The organism is Bifidobacterium saguini DSM 23967, assembly GCF_000741715.1.
In the GTDB taxonomy this organism is placed as follows: domain Bacteria; phylum Actinomycetota; class Actinomycetes; order Actinomycetales; family Bifidobacteriaceae; genus Bifidobacterium; species Bifidobacterium saguini.
Window position 1 is genome coordinate 79,557 of record NZ_JGZN01000008.1, and the last position, 17,312, is coordinate 96,868.

The following is a 17,312-nucleotide window of genomic DNA, read 5'->3' on the forward strand; positions in this document are numbered from 1 at the left end:
GGTGATTTATGAGTAACGCATCCATAAACTTCAATCTGACCGACTGGCTTGGCGATTGGGAGAGCTTTGAGCATTACATTGATGCTGAGGATGAAACCGTTCGCAACACATGGAATGAGGCCGAGCGGGCTGTACTTGCCAATCCTCAGATGGCTACGATGGCAGCTAACGGCATCCGCAAGTTCTGGGCGATGGCCTGTTCCACCACCAGTCCGGAGAACATCATTCATATTGGGTATTGGACTATTGGCGAGCCGGAAAACACGGATGCCGATGTGCGCATCACTTGGTATGCGGAAGACAACACCAACCTTGATGCCTATGACTATCGCATCGATCATGTGATTGAACATGGTTTGGAAGGCTCGCCGACGTACGTGTTCGTAACTGATGATCCGCATGCCGAAGACAGCCCGTTCCGCTGGTTGATCGCCATTGCACCACTGCCTTCGCGCACCGCATTCGCCGAGGGTGGGCTGCTTAGTCACCTGCATTTCCAGTATGCCAACGACTTACACACGCTCGTTGAGGCTGACGGTTCCGGTACAGAGGTCCTGCGCAATCCACGCTGGTATGCGACGATGTGCGCGGATGAAGGCACGGCGGAAGACCGCTGCCGGATTATTCGTGCGCTGCATCATCTGGACTGAGTCACTAATCCGCGCACTTACTGCCGGTATTGGGCGGAAAAGCGGCAGCAACTGCGCGGATTGGCAGGAACGTCGCGCACTTACTGTCGGTTGAAGGACCACATTGAGCAGTAACTGCGCGCCTGCATCGTTGGCACGCGCAGTTACTGCCTCTTCGGCCGCCAGAACAGGCAGTAACTGCGCGGAAGCTGGACTCCGGCCTCAGCTGTTGCGATTGATTTCGATGTCGGTGACGGTGAGGTTCGCCTCGTTGATGAGGTTGAACAGAATCACCTCGGCCAGCGGACCGGGCTGCATAAACGTGTGCTGCTTTTCTTCAGACACGTAATCGTGGCTATCGCGATAGAACGCGGTGTCGATGCCGCCTGGATAGACAGCCACGACCTTCACACTCGTGCCCTTATATGCGGCTTGCAGGCTCTTGGTGTAGCCCTTCTCACCCCACTTGGTGGCGCAGTACACGCTTTCGTTGGCATTGCCACGCGTGGCGGCAGTACTCATAATCTGCGCGATCTTAACGTCCTGCTCGCCGCAAGCCTTCAAGGTTTCCACGGTCCACAGAATCATGCCCTTCAAACCTTTGAGGCACTTATCCACGTCCGCGGCTCCGTAAGCAGTCGGCACCTTGAAAGACGGCTGGCCGGCGTTGTTGATGAGCAGATCAATATGACCAAAAGAAGCAATCTCCGCCACGGACTTGCGTACGAAGTCCTCGTCGGTGATATCACCCACGTAGGCACGGTAGGATTCAGCCGGCCATTGCGCGGTCAACTCGACCTGACGCTCAGCATTGAAATCCACGCCGGCCACCAACCAACCGGCTTCAATCAGCTGACTGGCGAACTCGTAGCCGAGTCCCAAAGCGCTACCGGTAACAATGGCGATTTTCTGTCCGCTTGCAGTGGTCATAGCTATCTCCTTTATTCCTCAGCAACAAGCTCCAAGTAGGAGTCGTTCCACAAATCCTCGTCGCCGTCCGGCATAAGTAGCACGCGTTCCGGGTTCAATGCCTCAACAGCACCCTCATCGTGGGTGACGAGCACGATGGCGCCCTCATACTTGGCAATGGCCTTCAAAATCTCCTCGCGGGAGGCCGGGTCCAGGTTGTTGGTAGGCTCATCGAGCAGCAGCACATTGGCACGAGAAGTCACCAAAGTGGCCAATGCCAGACGAGTCTTCTCGCCACCGGACAGCACGCGCGCAGGCTTCATCGCGTCATCGCCGGAGAACAGGAACGAGCCGAGAATCGAGCGCGCATGGGTGTCGTCCAATTCTGGTGCCACGTGCTGCAGGTTCTCCAGCACAGTGGCATCCAAATCCAACGTATCGTGCTCTTGAGCAAAGTAGCCGATCTTGCAGCCGTGGCCGTAATCCACCGAACCGGTGTCCGGTTCCTCAATATGCGCAAGTAGGCGCAGCGTCGTGGTCTTACCGGCACCGTTGTATCCCAGAATCACTACACGCGAACCCTTGTCAATAGCAAGATTCACGCCGGCGAACACAATGTTGGAACCATAGGCCTTGGAAATATCCTTGGCCATGATCGGGGTTTTGCCGCATGGTGCAGGCTCTGGGAAGCGGATATCTGCCACCTTCTCCTTCTTCTGCGCCTCGGAGGTCTCGGAGAGCAGCTTCTCGGCACGACGCATCATGTTTTGCGCGGCCACAGCCTTGGTGGCCTTGGCGTGCAGACGAATGCCTTGTTTCATCAGGCGTTCGGCCTTCTTCTCCGCCACTTCTCGCTCACGACGGCGACGTTCCTCATCCACCACGCGCTGATGCAGATATGCCTTCCAGCTCAGCGAATACATGTCGATCTGACCAAGCTGCGCGTCAAGATGCCAGACCTTGTTCACCACTTCATCGAGCAGTTCGGTGGAGTGGGAAATCACGAGGAATCCACCCTCATACTTTTTCAAATACCCACGCAGCCATTCAATGGAATCGGCGTCCAAATGGTTGGTGGGTTCATCAAGAATCAAAGTATCGGCGTCGGAGAACAAAATACGTGCCAGTTCGATGCGACGGCGCTGACCACCGGAAAGCGTGCCGAGCTCCTGCTGCATGGTCTCTTGCGGCAGGCCCAGAGATGCCGCCATAGAGATTGCTTCGGACTGTGCCGCATAGCCGCCGGCCTTGTCGAAGTCCTGCATGGCCTTGTCATAGCGGGCCATAGCTTTCGTCATCACATCGGGATCCGGGTCGGTCATCTCCTTCTCGGCCTTACGAATACGGTTGATGATCGTGGCGATGTCACGCGCACTCATCATGCGGTCCAACGCAGTCTGCGAAGGATCTGCGGCATGCGTATCCTGCGGTAGATAACCAAGCTTGCCGGATACGCGCACCTTGCCAGCGGTGGGCAGCATATCACCGGTAATCACACGGGTCAGTGTGGTCTTACCAGCACCGTTGCGGCCCACCAGACCGATTTTGTCGCCCTTGGCCACATGGAAATTGGTGGGGTGCAATAAGGTACGTGCGCCGATCTGAATCTCCAGACCTTGTGCCTCAATCGCCATACCTCACCCTTCGCTTTCCATACCGTGCAGTGACTGCAACATCTCAAAAATAACCAACAGACCATAGTAACGGAAGGCGTGAAAAATGTTCTTTGAAGCCAACACTCCCCTCGCTGCGGCAAACCAATCAGCACAACCCAATTCCATAGACAAGAATCAGCTTCGCCACAGGCGTGAGCCAGCAAAACGGCTAGAATCGACTCCAGAACATATCTGCACCGTGAAGGGGACTGCTATGGAATACGCCGATGATGTCGACCGCCGCGAACTGCTGCTGCACAGCGCTTATGATGCGCAGACGGTACGTGATATGGAACGCCCGCTTCTCGATAAAGGCATACCGCTGATGCGCATGGCCGCGCAAGCTGTGGCGCATACGGCTGCCGGCATGCTTGACGATGAGGATCTGGCGCTTGAGGATTCCGCCATTGTGTTGCTCGCCGGTGCAGGCGACAATGGTGGCGATGGCCTATTTGCCGCTGCGGCCTTGGCTCAGGAGGGTGCTGCGGTGACTACTGTAGCTGTCGGCAAGTCACTGCATGAGGCTGGATTCGCCGAATTCGTGCGTGCTGGCGGCAAGGTTCTGGTGCTTGATCCCGCCGCTGAAATCCCCGGCTGTGCTTCAGGTTTTTCCGCAGGCGAAGCGGGCGAACGCTTGCAAGCGGCCGTTGCATTGATTAATAAGTCTCACTTGGTGATTGATGCGATGACCGGCATTGGCATTCAGGGTGCGCTTCGCGGTATTCCAGCAGCATTGGCTGCTGCTGTTGGGCTTGACGGCGAGGTGCCAAACGAGCCTGCTTTGCCCGGTCGCGAATCCTCCCGTGACTACCCACTGGTTCTTGCCGTAGACACTCCTTCCGGCGTTGGCGTTGACGATGGCTCACTGCCCGGCCCATATCTGCCAGCAAACGTGACGGTGACATTCGGTGCGATGAAACCCTGTGCGGTATTGCCTCCCGCCACGTTCGGCTGCGGACGCATTCAACTGGTTGATTTTGGTTTCACCATTGACGATGTAGAACCTCAAGTGGAGGTCGTCGACCATCTGTTCGCCTCGGATGCGATTCGTCTGCCACATGTTGAGGATTCCAAATACGCCCGCGGCGTGGTCGGCTTGGTGACCGGTTCGCAACGTTACTCCGGCGCCGCCGTTCTCACCGCTCGTGCAGCAGCCCGCGCCAATACCGGCATGATTCGCTATCTTGGCCCGGAGCGTGCTCAAAGCATGGTGCTAGCTGCACTGCCGGAAGCGGTACTTGGCAAAGGTCATGTGCAGTCTTGGGTTGTGGGTTCTGGCATTCCTACAGCTGATGCGGAGGGTGCTGACTCCGATTTGCAACGCGAAACGATTGCCACTCTGCTGAAGCATTATTCGGTTAAGACTTCCGATACCGAAGACTCGGCAGCAGATGCCGAAAGTGATGCTGCTTACGATATGCCTGCATTGGTTGTAGATGCCGGCGCTCTCGATTTACTGCCGGATCGTGTGCCCGGTCAAGTGGTGATTACCCCGCATGCCGGCGAGATGGCGGCGCTGCTCAATAGGTTGGAGCATGGTTCCCTGCCTGAGGAACTGGAATCCTCCGCATCCGACGATACTGCATCCAAGGCTAAGAACTCTGCTAACCCCGACGCAGCACATGCGCTGTACACCGCTAAAGACATCATGCTTCACCCACTGGCCGCAGCTCAACGCGCGCATGAGTTAACCGGTGCCACAGTGCTGCTCAAAGGTGCGGTCACCATTGTGGTAGACGAGGATCATGTGTACGTATCCGGCAGCGCTCCTGCTTGGCTGGCTACCGCTGGCGCCGGCGATGTATTGGCTGGTTTGCTTGGCGCGTTGCTTGCTCAGCAGCCAGATGGCATCACCACAGCGGAAACGGTAGCTGCAGCAGCCTATCTGCATGGAGCAGCGGCCGCCATCGCATCCGAATCCGAACAGCATGGCTGGCAGGAGCCGGAACTGATCGGCGAGCGCGAGCATCGTCAACAGTTCCTGACGATTGGTCATCCGATTGTTGCCAGTGATGTGATTCGTGCGATTCCAGATGCCATCGCCGACGTGATTGCTTAGCCCCACCGCAACGTACACTGAAACCAAATACTGTTCCCCCCTATCCCCGAGGAGCTCCAATGGCTAACTCCCCTATCACTGATGTGATTTTTGATTTCTGCGGCGTGCTGCTGGATTGGAACACCCGCGCCTGTCTGGAAGATAAGTTCCCTGACGACGTGGTGACCGCCATATGCGCACCTGACGATCCGCACGGATTCTTCCACTACGAGGACCGTATGGACGCGGGCGAAGATTTTGCCGACATTTACCCAGACGTGGTGCGTGAACAGGGTGAAGATATTGCCCAGATCTTCAAGTACTACATCGATCATTATGCGGATGCCCTGCCGCGCACGCTGCCGGGCATGGTCGAGTTGCTCGCTGATCTGAAGGCGCATGGTTACGGCGTATGGGGTCTGACGAACTGGTCTCACGAGACCTTCCACTTGGCATTCGAGAAGTTCCCACGCCTAGAGCAGCTGCTGGAAGGCACCGTGGTCTCCGGTGTTGAAAAAATGCATAAGCCGAACGCGGACATCTACGAGCTGGCATTGAATCGTTTCGGTCTCAAGGCCGAACAGTGCGTCTTCTTTGACGACACCGCCAAGAATATTGTTGGCGCTAACGAGGTCGGCATTCACGGCGTGCTGTTTGAAGGCGCGATTGCGGCCCGCGACAGCCTCGCTCAGCTCGGCGTGCAGCTGTAATCGGCAGCTGCGTCAACTGTATCGCTCTATTTCCTTTGTATGTTCGCGCAGCAATCAACCCCCACGCGAACATACAAACATTTTCAACGCCAAAATCCTTTGTTTGTTTGCGCGGCTATCTTGCATTGCGCGAACATACAAAGGATTATTCGTCTAACGCGTCAAAGCTGATTGTCAGCTTGCGGCCCATTCCCTGTGCCAAGGCTTCCAGAGAACGGAACGACGGGTTAATATGCGCCTGTTCGATGCGACTAATGGTGATGCGTGAAATACCGGAGCTCTCCGCCAGCTGATCCTGGCTCATGCCCGCATCTTCTCGGGCTTTACGCAACGCCTCACCAACCTCTGGGTACACATGTTCCTTATCAGCCACCACTGACCCCCTTATGCTCCGCTGCATAATCAAAACCAACGCAATTATAAACTGAAGAACTTGCATATCTCACTATTCGCTCGCCGTGGTGGAAGATAACGGGTATAACCGCACTCCACGGCCATGCTCACTGGTATAACCGGTACTTATGACTCTGCTTCAGCTGAAATACATCGTCAAAATCGTCGAATGCGGTTCGATGAATGAGGCATCCCATGCCCTTTACGTCTCCCAGCCGGCACTGAGCTCTTCCGTGAAGGAACTGGAAAACGAGCTCGGCATCGAAATCTTCACTCGCTCATCTCAAGGCATCGCTCTGACCGTGGACGGCGCCGAATTCCTGACCTATGCTCGCCAGGTGCTTGATCAGGCCGACCTTTTGGAAGAGCGCTACAAGCACGCCAAGCCGCGCAAGCAGCTGTGTCAGGTCTCCACCCAACACTACATGTTTGCCGTCGAAGCATTCGTGGAGATGATCAACTCCATCAAGTCCGACGAATACGAGTTCACCATTCGTGAGACTCGCACGCGCGACATCATCAACCAAGTCGCCAACATGCAGTCCGAAATCGGCATCCTGTACCTGTCTGATTTCAACAAGGATGTGATTGGCAAGCTGCTGCGCGAAAAGCATTTGGAATTCCATCCGCTGTTCCGCGCCCCACTGCACGTGTTCATCTCACGCAATAACCCGCTGGCCGCCAAGAAACTCATTACGATGGAGGATTTAAAGCCGTACCCGTTCATCCAGTACGAGCAGGGCGAGGAAGGCTCCTTCTACTTCTACGAGGAAGCGGTCTGGCCGGAATACTCCCCCAAGCAGATCAATGTGACCGACCGTGCCACGATCTTGAACTTCATCATCGGCCTCAACGGCTACACCGTGTGCACCGGCATCGACAACGGCGATCTTAACAACGAGAAGATCGTGACCGTCCCGCTCGATTCCGACGAGACCATGCTGGTCGGCTGGATCACTAACGAACGAGCCAAGCTTTCCAAGGCTGCAGAAACCTACCTTGACAAGCTCAAGTCCGTGGTCGCCGACCACGGCTACAAGCTCATCGACTAAGCGCCATCATCACATTATTATTCGTGGCTTCCTTTTCTGGGAAAGGAAGCCACGTTGTTTTTTCAGAACTGCTTGCTCATTACATCAGCACCATATCTGCCAAACTGGGAATCGCTGCTTGCGGTGTTGGTGCTCCAATACGTGGGAACGATTCGTGTACCTGCCGGGCTGTAATTGCTGTACGTCGTGACCTCACAATCAGCATTCGGCTCACATGTAGTACCACTGCTACCCACTGCATAACCTGCATCCACTACATTGCCTGCGCCATCCACAGCCTGGTAATACACCTCAAAAAATGTCAATGCGCTTGACGAATTATTATGCACCGTGATTGGCACTCGATATGAGAACGTTGACCGCTGCAAGATATCACCGATTGCGGTTACCGTCAGCACCGGAGTTTCGGACTGTTGCTGGGCCTGTTTAATCTCCTGAATCAACTGCCCGTATTTTTCCTGGTCTCGTTTGAGCTGATCGACCTGACTTCCCGCTTCACGCAGCTGCCGTTGCCGGTTGTCCACATCCTGCTTTGATTCTTCGAGATCACTGTTCGCCCATTTCAGGTTCTCGGCTTCTTTACGGTATTGCGGGCTTTCCTGGACGACCACAGAGCGACCGCCCATATTCCATCCAGCAATGCCTATGCCTATCAGGGCGGCGGCACATGCCAAAGCCTCAATACTCGTGCTACCACCACAAGTCGTCGAGCTAATAGACCACTCTCATCATGCTCAATCATCGATTTCACAGTGTTGATGGCATCATTGCAAACATCGAAGAATCGACTTGAGAAAGACCGATTGTAGACATCTCGTTCACGCAAGAATGGATGCCACTGCTTGTTGTTGTCATTAGACTGACGGCCTTCGCCGTTTGTCTTCCACGGCATCTTAGCGTCGTCGCGCTGTGGTTGCTCATCGCTCATGGAATCACCGCCGTCTTAACGTCATCGGTATATTGGCCATCGATTCCTTCTGTTGAATTAGGATACTTGGGGCTTGCTATTGTTGCCTCATATTTCGTTGGCCTGATAGTGGCACCGGGGAATCCAGCGTCTTTGAGCATATCGTCCACTACCACCGTCTTGCCCGGATATACCACGATGTTTGAGGCATAAGCGTGTCCATCACCGTCAAGTATCGTGCCGTCTTTGCCAATGATCTGGTAATCCACATAGGCGCCATACATCACATGGCCTGTATTGTTTCGTACAGTGATTTTAGGGTAATAGTACAGGTCAAAGCCTCCACCTAATTCGGTGTACCACGGGTCGATATCTGGACTTATGGATTCGACAATCAGTCCAGGCTGACCGGCCTGAACATCTGCCGCATACTGTTGGTAGAGTTTTTTGTCTTCGTCAAGCTTCTTCTGTTGCTCGACTACTTTCGCGCGCAAATCGTCACGCTGTTCGGTCAGGTCTTTGGTTTTCTTGCGATTTTCGGCAGTCTCGCCTTTGACTTTCTTGGTTTGTGCTGCCAAAGCCAGATATGTTTGATCAGTGGTGGGATCTTTAGTGGCACGTCCGATGGCGAATGCTACACCAAACGTTAATGTTACGGCGGCGATAACCGCCACGATCATCCCAACGATGCGCCAGAATCTGGAACCTTCCCTCATACCTCCACTGTACTGAGGTTGATTGTTTCGCTAAGGCGAAGTCACCTAAAGTTCATTTTGGATATCAGCAGTCTGTGTCAATCAATGCGTTATTTAGCAGGCAATGTGGGCAATACCGCACTGGCAGCGGTTGCAGCGAATCCTTTGACCACTTCGATCATCACATCGCGGTCTTCCGCATCGATATTGCGCGCTGCCGCCAACATCAATGGCAATGACTGCGCCCAGTGTGCGGTCAGTTCGCCGAACGTTCGGTATCCGCTGGCTTCGAAAATGGCGAACAGATTTTCAATGAACCGACGACGATGCTCATCATCGTATTTCGCCATCCAACCGTTGACCGTGCGGGCAAGATACTGTGCGCTGGAAGTAAGTCCTTCTGCTTGGACGAATTGGCCATGATTAACCTGCCAATGTAAGGCGAAGTGCTGCATGATGCCAATGCCGTCACTATTGACCACTGTGTAGCCATCGCTCAGCTGTTCGCGGGTTTCGAACAGCATACCGATAATCGAGGAACCAGGAACGGATTTGTGCACCTTGGATTCGATGCGCTTGAAGCCAGGCAAAGCAAAGAAATCATCGTCAAAACCAGGGCCGTCATGCGAAAAGACTGCGGTGATACGATCCTGGATTTCTTTTGGCGCACCAGCGGCGGCATATACCGCGAGATTGCCGCCTTTGGAATGGCCGCCAACCATGATTGAGCCATTCCAGCATCGCGCCACATTGGTGAGGTATTCTGTTGCCGATTCCTGAGAGGCTACCGGCCTGCGGAAGGCCATCGCAAAATCCTCTTTCCAACCGATGATGGAACTGTCGGTGCCGCGGAACGCCACATACAGGGTATTGGCTTCATCACCGAGCGCGAACGCACATGCCGAGAATTGTTTGGTGGTTTCCGGATCGAATTCATCCACGTATTCGCCAACGCGCAGGTTCCGCCAACGTGGGTTTTCGCACATTGCGCGCAACAAATCCACGTTCATCTGCGGCGACCATACTTTACCGAACATGGCGTCGTAGCATTCGGCTCGCAGTAAATCGCGAATAGAAACCATCAGCATTGATGATTGCCCCGTGGATTCGACTGATACCTGTGGATTCGACTGATATCGCGGCACGTTATCCGGCACACGCGCATACGCCAATTGCGCCAACGCCAAGCTGTCCGTCTCGTTAAACGGCAGCTCGGCAAAGGTGTCAAAATGCTCCCGAATATCATCCGTGATGTTTCCCATGGCATTTCCTTGTATAGCTTAGGCAAGTAAAGGGAGGATTCTCAACGAGAACCTCCCTTTACTGCAACATTTCAAAACGCCGCATCATCATATCGACGGATAATACTTGTGCACATCAACCTTGTCGGCAAGTTCTCGCATTCCCTTGGCATTCTGCCTGTCGAGAGTCCCACCTTTCGACAGCTTGTCCGCTTTAGAGTCAATGGCATGCTGCATGCCTGAGAAATACGACAGCGCCATTACGATTATCGCCAGAACCGCAACCATTATTTCCATGGTCATCGCCCCTTCATTGCACTGTAAAACGTGTGCATGTTCATAATAGTCCCGTAAATGAAAAACGCTCCTTGTACAAGGAGCGTTTCCAATGGTGGTGAACAGCGAATGCCGTTACACGATCATGCGCCGTACTGTTCGAGGTAGGCTTCGGCGCGCTGCTTGATGTCATTGCTGAGCAACGGAGTGCCGTCGGCCTTCTTCATCTTGGCGGCAGCGTCGAAAATCTCACGCACGTTGGCGATGGCGAGCACCGGGAAGCCGAACTCCTGCTCCACAGCCTTGACTGCGGACAGGTCGGAATCCTTGGTCTTCTCCATACGATCCACGGACAGCACCAGACCCACGACTTCGACGTTGGCTTCGGCCTTGAGCTTCGGGATGACTTCGCGCACTGCGGTACCTGCGGTCATCACATCGTCCACGAGCAGCACCTTCATGCCGTCAGTGAGCGGGGTACCGACCATCCAACCGCCGTCGCCGTGATCCTTCTTTTCCTTGCGGTCGAAGGTGTACCCAACGGTCATGTTGTGACCTGCGGTCAGTGCGATGGCGGTAGAAACAGCCAGTGGAATACCCTTGTATGCCGGGCCAAACACGGTGTCGATGTCGCGCGGAATCATGTTGTGCACGATGGCCTGGCTGATCTTCTCAGCGTAGAAGGCGCCTAAAGTCGCGATTTTCTTGCCGTCGTCGAATGCGCCGGCGTTGATGAAGTACGGGCTCTTGCGGCCGGACTTCAACGTGAAGTCGCCAAACTTCAATGCGTTAGATTCCAGCAGGAATTCCGTAAAACGATGTGCAAGCGTTTCTGCCATAGCATTTACCTCCAAGTTTTGCCTGCGGCCAGTTTAGCAGCGAGCTCGGGACGCTCGTCCAGCAAGTCGTCCAATTCTCGCGCGATGCGTAACGGTGCCACGGGGTCGAAGAGTGCTGCCGCACCCACTTCCACAGCGTTCGCGCCGGCGTACAGGTATTCCAATGCCTTTTCGCCGGAGTCAATGCCACCGAGACCGATGATTGGAATCTCCGGCAGCGCGGTACGCACACGGTACACAGCTGCGATGCCGATGGGCAGCACAGCCGGACCGGAAACGCCACCGGTCTTATTGGCGATAATCGGCTCACCCGTGCGGATATTGAGCCTCATGCCAAGCACGGTGTTGATCATGCTCAACGCGTCGGCTCCATGTTCCACGGCTGCGCGAGCCGGCACAGTGATATCGGTAACGTTCGGCGTGAGCTTGACGATCATCGGCTTGTCGGTCATTGGGCGCAGCTTGTCCATCAACGTGGCCAGGGCCACCGGATCAGTGCCGACGCTCATGCCGCCGTGGGTCACATTCGGGCAGCTGACGTTGATTTCAAGCATGTCCGCATCGGAGTCAGCGAGCTTGGCGACTACCTGCATGTAATCGTCATCGCAGTGTCCGGCCACGTTGGCGATGACCATTGCCCCAGCCTTCTTGAGCTTGGGCAAATCGTCTTCAAGATAATGATCCACGCCGGGATTCTGCAGGCCGACTGCGTTGAGGTTGGATGCGGGGCCTTCCGCGGTACGTGGAGACGGATTGCCTTCCCACGGGATTGGAGAGCATCCCTTGGTACATACAGCACCGAGCTGGCTGACATCATAGAACCAGCGGACGGCAGCGTATTGGAAGGTTCCGGAAGCGGTACCGACCGGGTTCTTCCAGGTGACACCGGCCACCTGAGTGGAATGCTTCCACTCGTGCGGCTCATAGATGTTGATGTGCTTGTCGGCTTGCTGTGCAGTGGTTGCAGCAGTGTTGGCGCTCATTGTCACTTCCCCCATCCAAGCTGTTCGCGTGTGAATACCGGACCGTCAGAGCATACCTTCAAACGACCGTCCACAGTGTCCACAGTGCAGAGCACGCAAGTACCGTAACCACAGCCCATGCGCTGTTCCATGCTCAACTGTGCCGGCATATCGCGTTCGGCTGCCCATTGGGCGACTGCCTTCATCATCGGCAGCGGACCACAGGAGAGAATAATCGGCGCATGATCAGTGACATAGAGATCACCAGACTGCTCCAGCTGGTTCAACAGGTCTACTACATTGCCCTGTGCATTGTCGATGCTGAAGGAACGGTCGGTGTAACGGGAAACAAATTCCTCACCGAAGTGGGCATCACGGTAGCCGATAACCGAGGTCGCTACAGAACCGGCCATATCAGCAATCTTCTGTGCCGCGTACACCAGAGGCGGCACGCCAAGGCCACCGCCGACGAAAATGTAGTTGGCATCCTGCTTCAGGTTGAAGCCACGGCCGAGCGGACCGAGCACGTCCACCGTATCGCCAGCCTGCAATTGTGCGAGCTGTTCCGTGCCGTGGCCGATGACGGCGAAAATCACACTGACTTCATCGCCTACTACTTCACTGACACCGAACGGGCGTGGCATCAGCATGAAATCGTCGTTCGTAAACAGGTTCACGAACTGGGCAGGCTTGGCATGAGACGCGATGAACGCATCACGGAAAGTCAAGCGCATCACATGGTCAGTCAATTCGCGTATAGCCGTGACTTCCACGGTGTGACGCGGCGGGAAAAATCCCGCTGCAGTGGCTTCAGCCACCACATCATGCGTTGGGGTGAAGGTAGTCATGGGAATCCTTGTCTAAGTTCTAGTCTGCCAAATCAGCGGTAGACGGCGATACGCAGGGCATCGCGCATATCGAGAGCGGCTTGGCGGGCACTTTCGGCAACCAAATCCAGCGCTTCGTCGGCGCTCATGGATTCGGAGTACTTGCCGCTCTTCTTCCATGCGCCAATGATGCCACGGGACGAGTTGACGAGCGCACCACTGCCATCGGCATCGAACATGCCGGCAACGTCCTGGGCGGTACCGCCCTGAGCGCCGTAGCCCGGCACCAGGAAGAATGTGTGCGGCATGCGGGCGCGCAGTGCGCGGCCTTCCTCCGGATGCGTGGCACCAACCACGGCACCAACGCGGGAGTATCCGTGCTCGCCGATGGTCTCGGCACCCCAGCCTTCCACGAGGTCGGCCACATGCTCGTAGACCTTCTTGCCGTCAGCCAGATCAAGCATCTGCAGTTCACTAGATGACGGGTTGGAGGTGCGTACCAGCACGAAAATATCCTTGTCGGCTTCAGTGGCAGCCTGAACGAACGGCGTGATGCCATCCGTGCCGAGATAGGGGTTCACGGTCACGGCATCCTCATGCCACGGATCAAAAGCAGAGCCGTCTTCCACAGCAGCGGCCACACCGTTCAAGTGATGCGCGTAGGCAGCTGCAGTGGAGCCGATGTCGCCACGCTTCACGTCGCCGAGCACATACAGACCCTGCTGGGCCGCGTATTCGCAGGTCATTGTGTACACATCCACGCCGGCTGGGCCGAGTGCCTCGTACATGGCGATCTGCGGCTTGACTGCCGGCACGATATCCGCCACTGCATCAATGATGGTGCGGTTGAATTCGAAGTAGGCGACCGCCAGCTGAGCTGCAGGCAACTCTTCCGGGGAATCCACCGAATCGCGCACTTCATCGGCGAAGCTGTCCACAACCTGAGGCGGCACCAGTGCTTCAGTAGGGTCCAGACCCACGACGGATGGGTTCTGCACGTTATTGATTGCTTCGATCAGACGATCCATCGAAGTCCTTTCTGTTGGTATAGCTCCCCTTGTCCAAGAGAGCTATCTCTCATGATGAGACTGAGTGAATAGTTACATGGCTAGCATCCATACTGGGTCTCTCCCCCAGTCATGCTTCGCATGACAGCCCCCCTCGTCAGAGGGGGCCTTATTCACTACAGGCGGCTGAACATGAATTGGGAGCCGATAATGGTGGCGAGCGGACGTCCGGTGACTTTCCAACCGCCGAATGGGGTGTTGCGTGCAGCGGAGTGGAACTGTTCCGGATCCACAGTCCATTCCTCGTCGGTGTTCAGAATGGCCAAGTCCACATGCTCGGCATTCTCCACGCGGCTCAGGTCAAGCAGACGGTTCACACCTTCCCGCTTAGCCGTGCCGTTCTCCCCTGCCTCACGTTCCTCGGCAATCACGCCTTCCGGATCGTCACCGGTGGGTGCCGGCTCGGCCCAGTCCTCCACGAGTGCAGCAATATCGGTGGCATCATGGCCCATTAGCGCTTCCGGTGCTACGGACATGAGTTCAATCAGTCGCTCATCTGAAATGTGGCCGCCATCCACCAACACCTTGTGGCATACGCCGTACGCGCATTCCAAGCCGATGATGCCATTGGGGGCTTCGAGGAAGCCCAGCGCCTTCTCATCCATCGTGTGCGGTGCGTGATCGGTGGCCAGCAGGTCAACCGTGCCATCGGCGATGGCTGCGATGGTGGCCTTGCGGTCGGCTTCGGAGCGCAGCGGCGGATTCATCTTGGCCAGCGTGCCGTATTCCAGCAACGCTTCATCGCTCAGGGCCAGATAGTGCGGTGCGGTTTCGCAAGTAATTGGCAGGCCTTCAGCCTTGGCCTTGCGAATCGCTTCGAACGAAATCGCAGTGCTCACATGCTGGAAGTGCACATGGATACCGGTTCGACGCGCAGCCTCGATATCACGAGCCACAATCTTGAGCTCGGTATCCTCCGGAATACCGGGAACACCAAGCCGGTGAGAAACCGGACCTTCATTGACTGCACCGGTATCGTGATGCTCACAATGTTCAATCAGATACAGGTCAGAAGCCTTCGCGTTAGCCAGCACCTGATCCAGAATCGGCTCAGGCACGGCAGCACCGTCATCGCTAATTGCGGTGACCGGATGCTCGTTCATGGCTGGGGTCTTGGCCTCATCATCGAATCCAGGCACATACTTGAGCCAATCGGCAGTGTCGCTTGCTTCCTTGCCGGCGCGATCCTTGGACGCGCATACGCACAGGTCGTAGCGTACCGGAAGCCTCACACCATGCGCGGCATCATAGTTCTGCAGGAAATCAATGACATTGCCGAAACCAGCCTCGCGAACTTCGCGCGCACCAGGCTTGTCAGCTGCTGCATCAGCTTCAGTCACCGGCTGTCCATCGAGCGCAGGCAGTGTGTTCGGCATGATGAGCACATTCGTGTAACCGCCGGATGCCGAAGCACGGCAACCGGAAATCATCGATTCCTTATAGGTTTGGCCGGGATCGCGGAAGTGTACATGCGGGTCTGCGAAGCCGGGGGCCACGGTCAGTCCCGTGGCATCGATATCGGCGCCATCGTACACGGTGTCGGTATCGGCGAAATAGGCGTCAGCAAGGCCTGGAATCACCAAGTCGATGATTTCGCCGGTGTTCCAGACCTTAATGTTGCGCAGGGTGATGCTCACAGTTTGGCTTCCTCGTCGCAGTAATCACAGCGGTATTCAAGGCGATCGGAATGCACCAAGTGGAACATCTGCTTGATGTCGTGCTCGCTGGTGGTGACGCAGCGCGGGTTCACGCACTTGATCACGCCAACAATGTGCTCAGGCAGGTGCGGCTGCTTCTTTTCGACGATATGACCGCCGCGCACCACGTCCACAGTGGCCTGACGTGCCACGAAACCAAGCACATCGAGGTCGATGTCCTTGTCATCCTCGATTTTGATGATGTCCTTGGAACCGAAGCGCTTGGACGTGGTGTTCATAATCAGCGCGAGCTTGGTTTTGGCCGGATCGATCTTCAGGTATTCCAATACCTTCAGCGAGGTGCCGGCCGGCACATGATCGATGATGATGCCGTTTTGAATGCTGGTGACTTCCATCAGGCCTGAACCTCCTTGGGGTTGAGCGGTTCGTAACCGGGCAGGTCATCGCCCACCACGGAGCTTTCGAGGGCCATACGCACGAGCATGCCGTTCTTGACCTGCTCGAAATAGGCGGCACGCGGATCGTCGTCCACTTCCACGGCGATCTCATTGACGCGCGGCAGCGGGTGCAGCACAGCCATATGCGGCTTGGCCAAGGAGAGCTTATCCTCATCGAGAATGTAGGTATCACGCAGACGCAGGTAGTCGTCTTCGTTGAAGAAGCGTTCCTTCTGCACGCGGGTCATGTACAGCACATCAAGATCGCCAATCACGGATGCCAGGTCACGCACTTCTACGTAAGAGCAGGTTGGCGTGGCGTTGATGCGGTCGATGACGTACTGCGGAGTCTTTAACTCTTCCGGGCTGATGAGTACAAACCGCACGTTGCCGAAACGGCACAGAGTTTCAATCAGGGAGTGCACGGTGCGACCGAACATAAGATCACCGCACAGGCCCACAATCAAATTGTTCACACGGCCGAAGCGGGACTGCAGCGTGGCCAAATCAGCCAATGTTTGCGTGGGGTGCATATGGCCGCCATCACCAGCATTGATTACTGGCACGGAAGCAGCACGGGAAGCCACGAGAGCAGCGCCCTCCTTGGGATGACGAATAGCGACCACATCCACATAGTTGGACACAGTTTTCAACGTGTCGGAAATCGTTTCGCCTTTGGTCACGGAGGCCAACTGCGCACCGGCGAAGCCAATCACCTTACCGCCGAGACGCAGCATGGCGGTTTCGAAGCTCAGGCGCGTACGAGTGGAAGGCTCATAGAACAGTGTTGCCAACACCCTACCCTCACAGGTGTGTGACACCTCCTTGCGATGGGCATCAATGTACTGCGCCTTGTGCAGCAAATCCTGAATCTGTGCGATAGAGAGATCATCAAGCGAGATAACGCTTTTACCGATCATCGGCGTCTCCGCCGGCTCTTGTGGAGTTGACACGGCTCACCTTTCGTGCGTTGAAGCGGATAAGGTGGCCACTAATGTGACCTTATCTAACTTACGC

The 17,312-nt window shown here is 55.7% G+C and carries 19 protein-coding genes; 4 read left to right on the forward strand and 15 right to left on the reverse strand.

Going from position 1 to position 17,312, the window contains the following annotated elements; all coding sequences use genetic code 11:
- The first annotated feature begins 8 nt into the window (after positions 1-8).
- Positions 9-650 carry a hypothetical protein gene (locus tag BISA_RS06395; RefSeq protein WP_152597198.1) on the forward strand — a complete coding sequence of 214 codons (642 nt, stop codon included), beginning with the start codon at positions 9-11 and terminating at the stop codon, positions 648-650.
- Between the two features lie 201 nt (positions 651-851).
- Here the strand turns inward: BISA_RS06395 and BISA_RS06400 are convergent, their stop codons facing one another.
- Positions 852-1,559, reverse strand: a complete 708-nt coding sequence (locus BISA_RS06400; protein WP_033890893.1) for an SDR family NAD(P)-dependent oxidoreductase — start codon at positions 1,557-1,559, stop codon at positions 852-854.
- Between the two features lie 11 nt (positions 1,560-1,570).
- The gene (locus BISA_RS06405; RefSeq protein ID WP_033890894.1) at positions 1,571-3,172 is read right to left on the reverse strand and encodes an ABC-F family ATP-binding cassette domain-containing protein; all 1,602 of its coding nucleotides are present in this window, start codon (positions 3,170-3,172) and stop codon (positions 1,571-1,573) included.
- Between the two features lie 235 nt (positions 3,173-3,407).
- Between BISA_RS06405 and BISA_RS06410 the strand changes: the two genes are divergently transcribed.
- Together BISA_RS06410 and BISA_RS06415 are read left to right on the forward strand one after the other, a co-directional pair.
- Positions 3,408-5,252 (forward strand): bifunctional ADP-dependent NAD(P)H-hydrate dehydratase/NAD(P)H-hydrate epimerase, encoded by a 1,845-nt coding sequence (locus tag BISA_RS06410; RefSeq protein WP_033890895.1) that lies wholly within the window; start codon positions 3,408-3,410, stop codon positions 5,250-5,252.
- Between the two features lie 59 nt (positions 5,253-5,311).
- Entirely contained in the window at positions 5,312-5,941 is a 630-nt protein-coding gene (locus BISA_RS06415; RefSeq protein WP_033890896.1) for an HAD family hydrolase, read from the forward strand.
- Between the two features lie 145 nt (positions 5,942-6,086).
- Here the strand turns inward: BISA_RS06415 and BISA_RS06420 are convergent, their stop codons facing one another.
- The gene (locus tag BISA_RS06420; protein ID WP_161786500.1) at positions 6,087-6,314 is read right to left on the reverse strand and encodes a helix-turn-helix domain-containing protein; all 228 of its coding nucleotides are present in this window, start codon (positions 6,312-6,314) and stop codon (positions 6,087-6,089) included.
- A 148-nt stretch (positions 6,315-6,462) separates the two neighbouring features.
- Between BISA_RS06420 and BISA_RS06425 the strand changes: the two genes are divergently transcribed.
- A complete protein-coding gene (locus tag BISA_RS06425; RefSeq protein WP_033890897.1) occupies positions 6,463-7,386 on the forward strand; it encodes a LysR family transcriptional regulator in 924 nt (307 codons plus the stop codon).
- Positions 7,387-7,448: 62 nt separating this feature from the next.
- Here the strand turns inward: BISA_RS06425 and BISA_RS06430 are convergent, their stop codons facing one another.
- The 12 genes from BISA_RS06430 to pyrB all read right to left on the reverse strand — a co-directional run bounded on the left by BISA_RS06430 (position 7,449) and on the right by pyrB (position 17,215).
- Positions 7,449-8,012, reverse strand: coding sequence for a hypothetical protein (locus BISA_RS06430; protein ID WP_033890898.1), 564 nt, complete (start codon positions 8,010-8,012; stop codon positions 7,449-7,451).
- Positions 8,013-8,038: 26 nt separating this feature from the next.
- Positions 8,039-8,314, reverse strand: coding sequence for a hypothetical protein (locus tag BISA_RS06435; protein WP_033890900.1), 276 nt, complete (start codon positions 8,312-8,314; stop codon positions 8,039-8,041).
- Positions 8,311-9,009, reverse strand: coding sequence for a hypothetical protein (locus BISA_RS06440; RefSeq protein ID WP_033890902.1), 699 nt, complete (start codon positions 9,007-9,009; stop codon positions 8,311-8,313). Before BISA_RS06440 ends, BISA_RS06435 begins: the two co-directional genes overlap by 4 nt.
- 89 nt (positions 9,010-9,098) lie before the next feature.
- A complete protein-coding gene (locus tag BISA_RS06445) occupies positions 9,099-10,250 on the reverse strand; it encodes a DUF2974 domain-containing protein (protein ID WP_033890903.1) in 1,152 nt (383 codons plus the stop codon).
- An 87-nt stretch (positions 10,251-10,337) separates the two neighbouring features.
- Positions 10,338-10,532: a hypothetical protein gene (locus tag BISA_RS06450; protein WP_051917381.1), complete on the reverse strand. Its 195-nt coding sequence runs from the start codon at positions 10,530-10,532 to the stop codon at positions 10,338-10,340.
- 116 nt (positions 10,533-10,648) lie between these two features.
- Positions 10,649-11,344 (reverse strand): orotate phosphoribosyltransferase, encoded by a 696-nt coding sequence (pyrE, locus tag BISA_RS06455; protein WP_033890904.1) that lies wholly within the window; start codon positions 11,342-11,344, stop codon positions 10,649-10,651.
- A gap of 5 nt (positions 11,345-11,349) precedes the next feature.
- Positions 11,350-12,342, reverse strand: coding sequence for a dihydroorotate dehydrogenase (locus BISA_RS06460; protein ID WP_420308631.1), 993 nt, complete (start codon positions 12,340-12,342; stop codon positions 11,350-11,352).
- A complete protein-coding gene (locus BISA_RS06465; protein ID WP_033890906.1) occupies positions 12,330-13,154 on the reverse strand; it encodes a dihydroorotate dehydrogenase electron transfer subunit in 825 nt (274 codons plus the stop codon). The genes BISA_RS06460 and BISA_RS06465 overlap by 13 nt, the downstream gene beginning before the upstream one ends.
- A gap of 32 nt (positions 13,155-13,186) precedes the next feature.
- Entirely contained in the window at positions 13,187-14,161 is a 975-nt protein-coding gene (gene pyrF / locus BISA_RS06470) for an orotidine-5'-phosphate decarboxylase (RefSeq protein ID WP_033890907.1), read from the reverse strand.
- Positions 14,162-14,316: 155 nt separating this feature from the next.
- Positions 14,317-15,837, reverse strand: a complete 1,521-nt coding sequence (locus BISA_RS06475) for a dihydroorotase (RefSeq protein WP_033890908.1) — start codon at positions 15,835-15,837, stop codon at positions 14,317-14,319.
- Complete coding sequence (locus tag BISA_RS06480) at positions 15,834-16,253, reverse strand: aspartate carbamoyltransferase regulatory subunit (protein WP_033890909.1); 420 nt, start codon at positions 16,251-16,253, stop codon at positions 15,834-15,836. The genes BISA_RS06475 and BISA_RS06480 overlap by 4 nt, the downstream gene beginning before the upstream one ends.
- Complete coding sequence (pyrB, locus tag BISA_RS06485; RefSeq protein ID WP_033890910.1) at positions 16,253-17,215, reverse strand: aspartate carbamoyltransferase; 963 nt, start codon at positions 17,213-17,215, stop codon at positions 16,253-16,255. Before pyrB ends, BISA_RS06480 begins: the two co-directional genes overlap by 1 nt.
- Positions 17,216-17,312 lie beyond the last annotated feature (97 nt).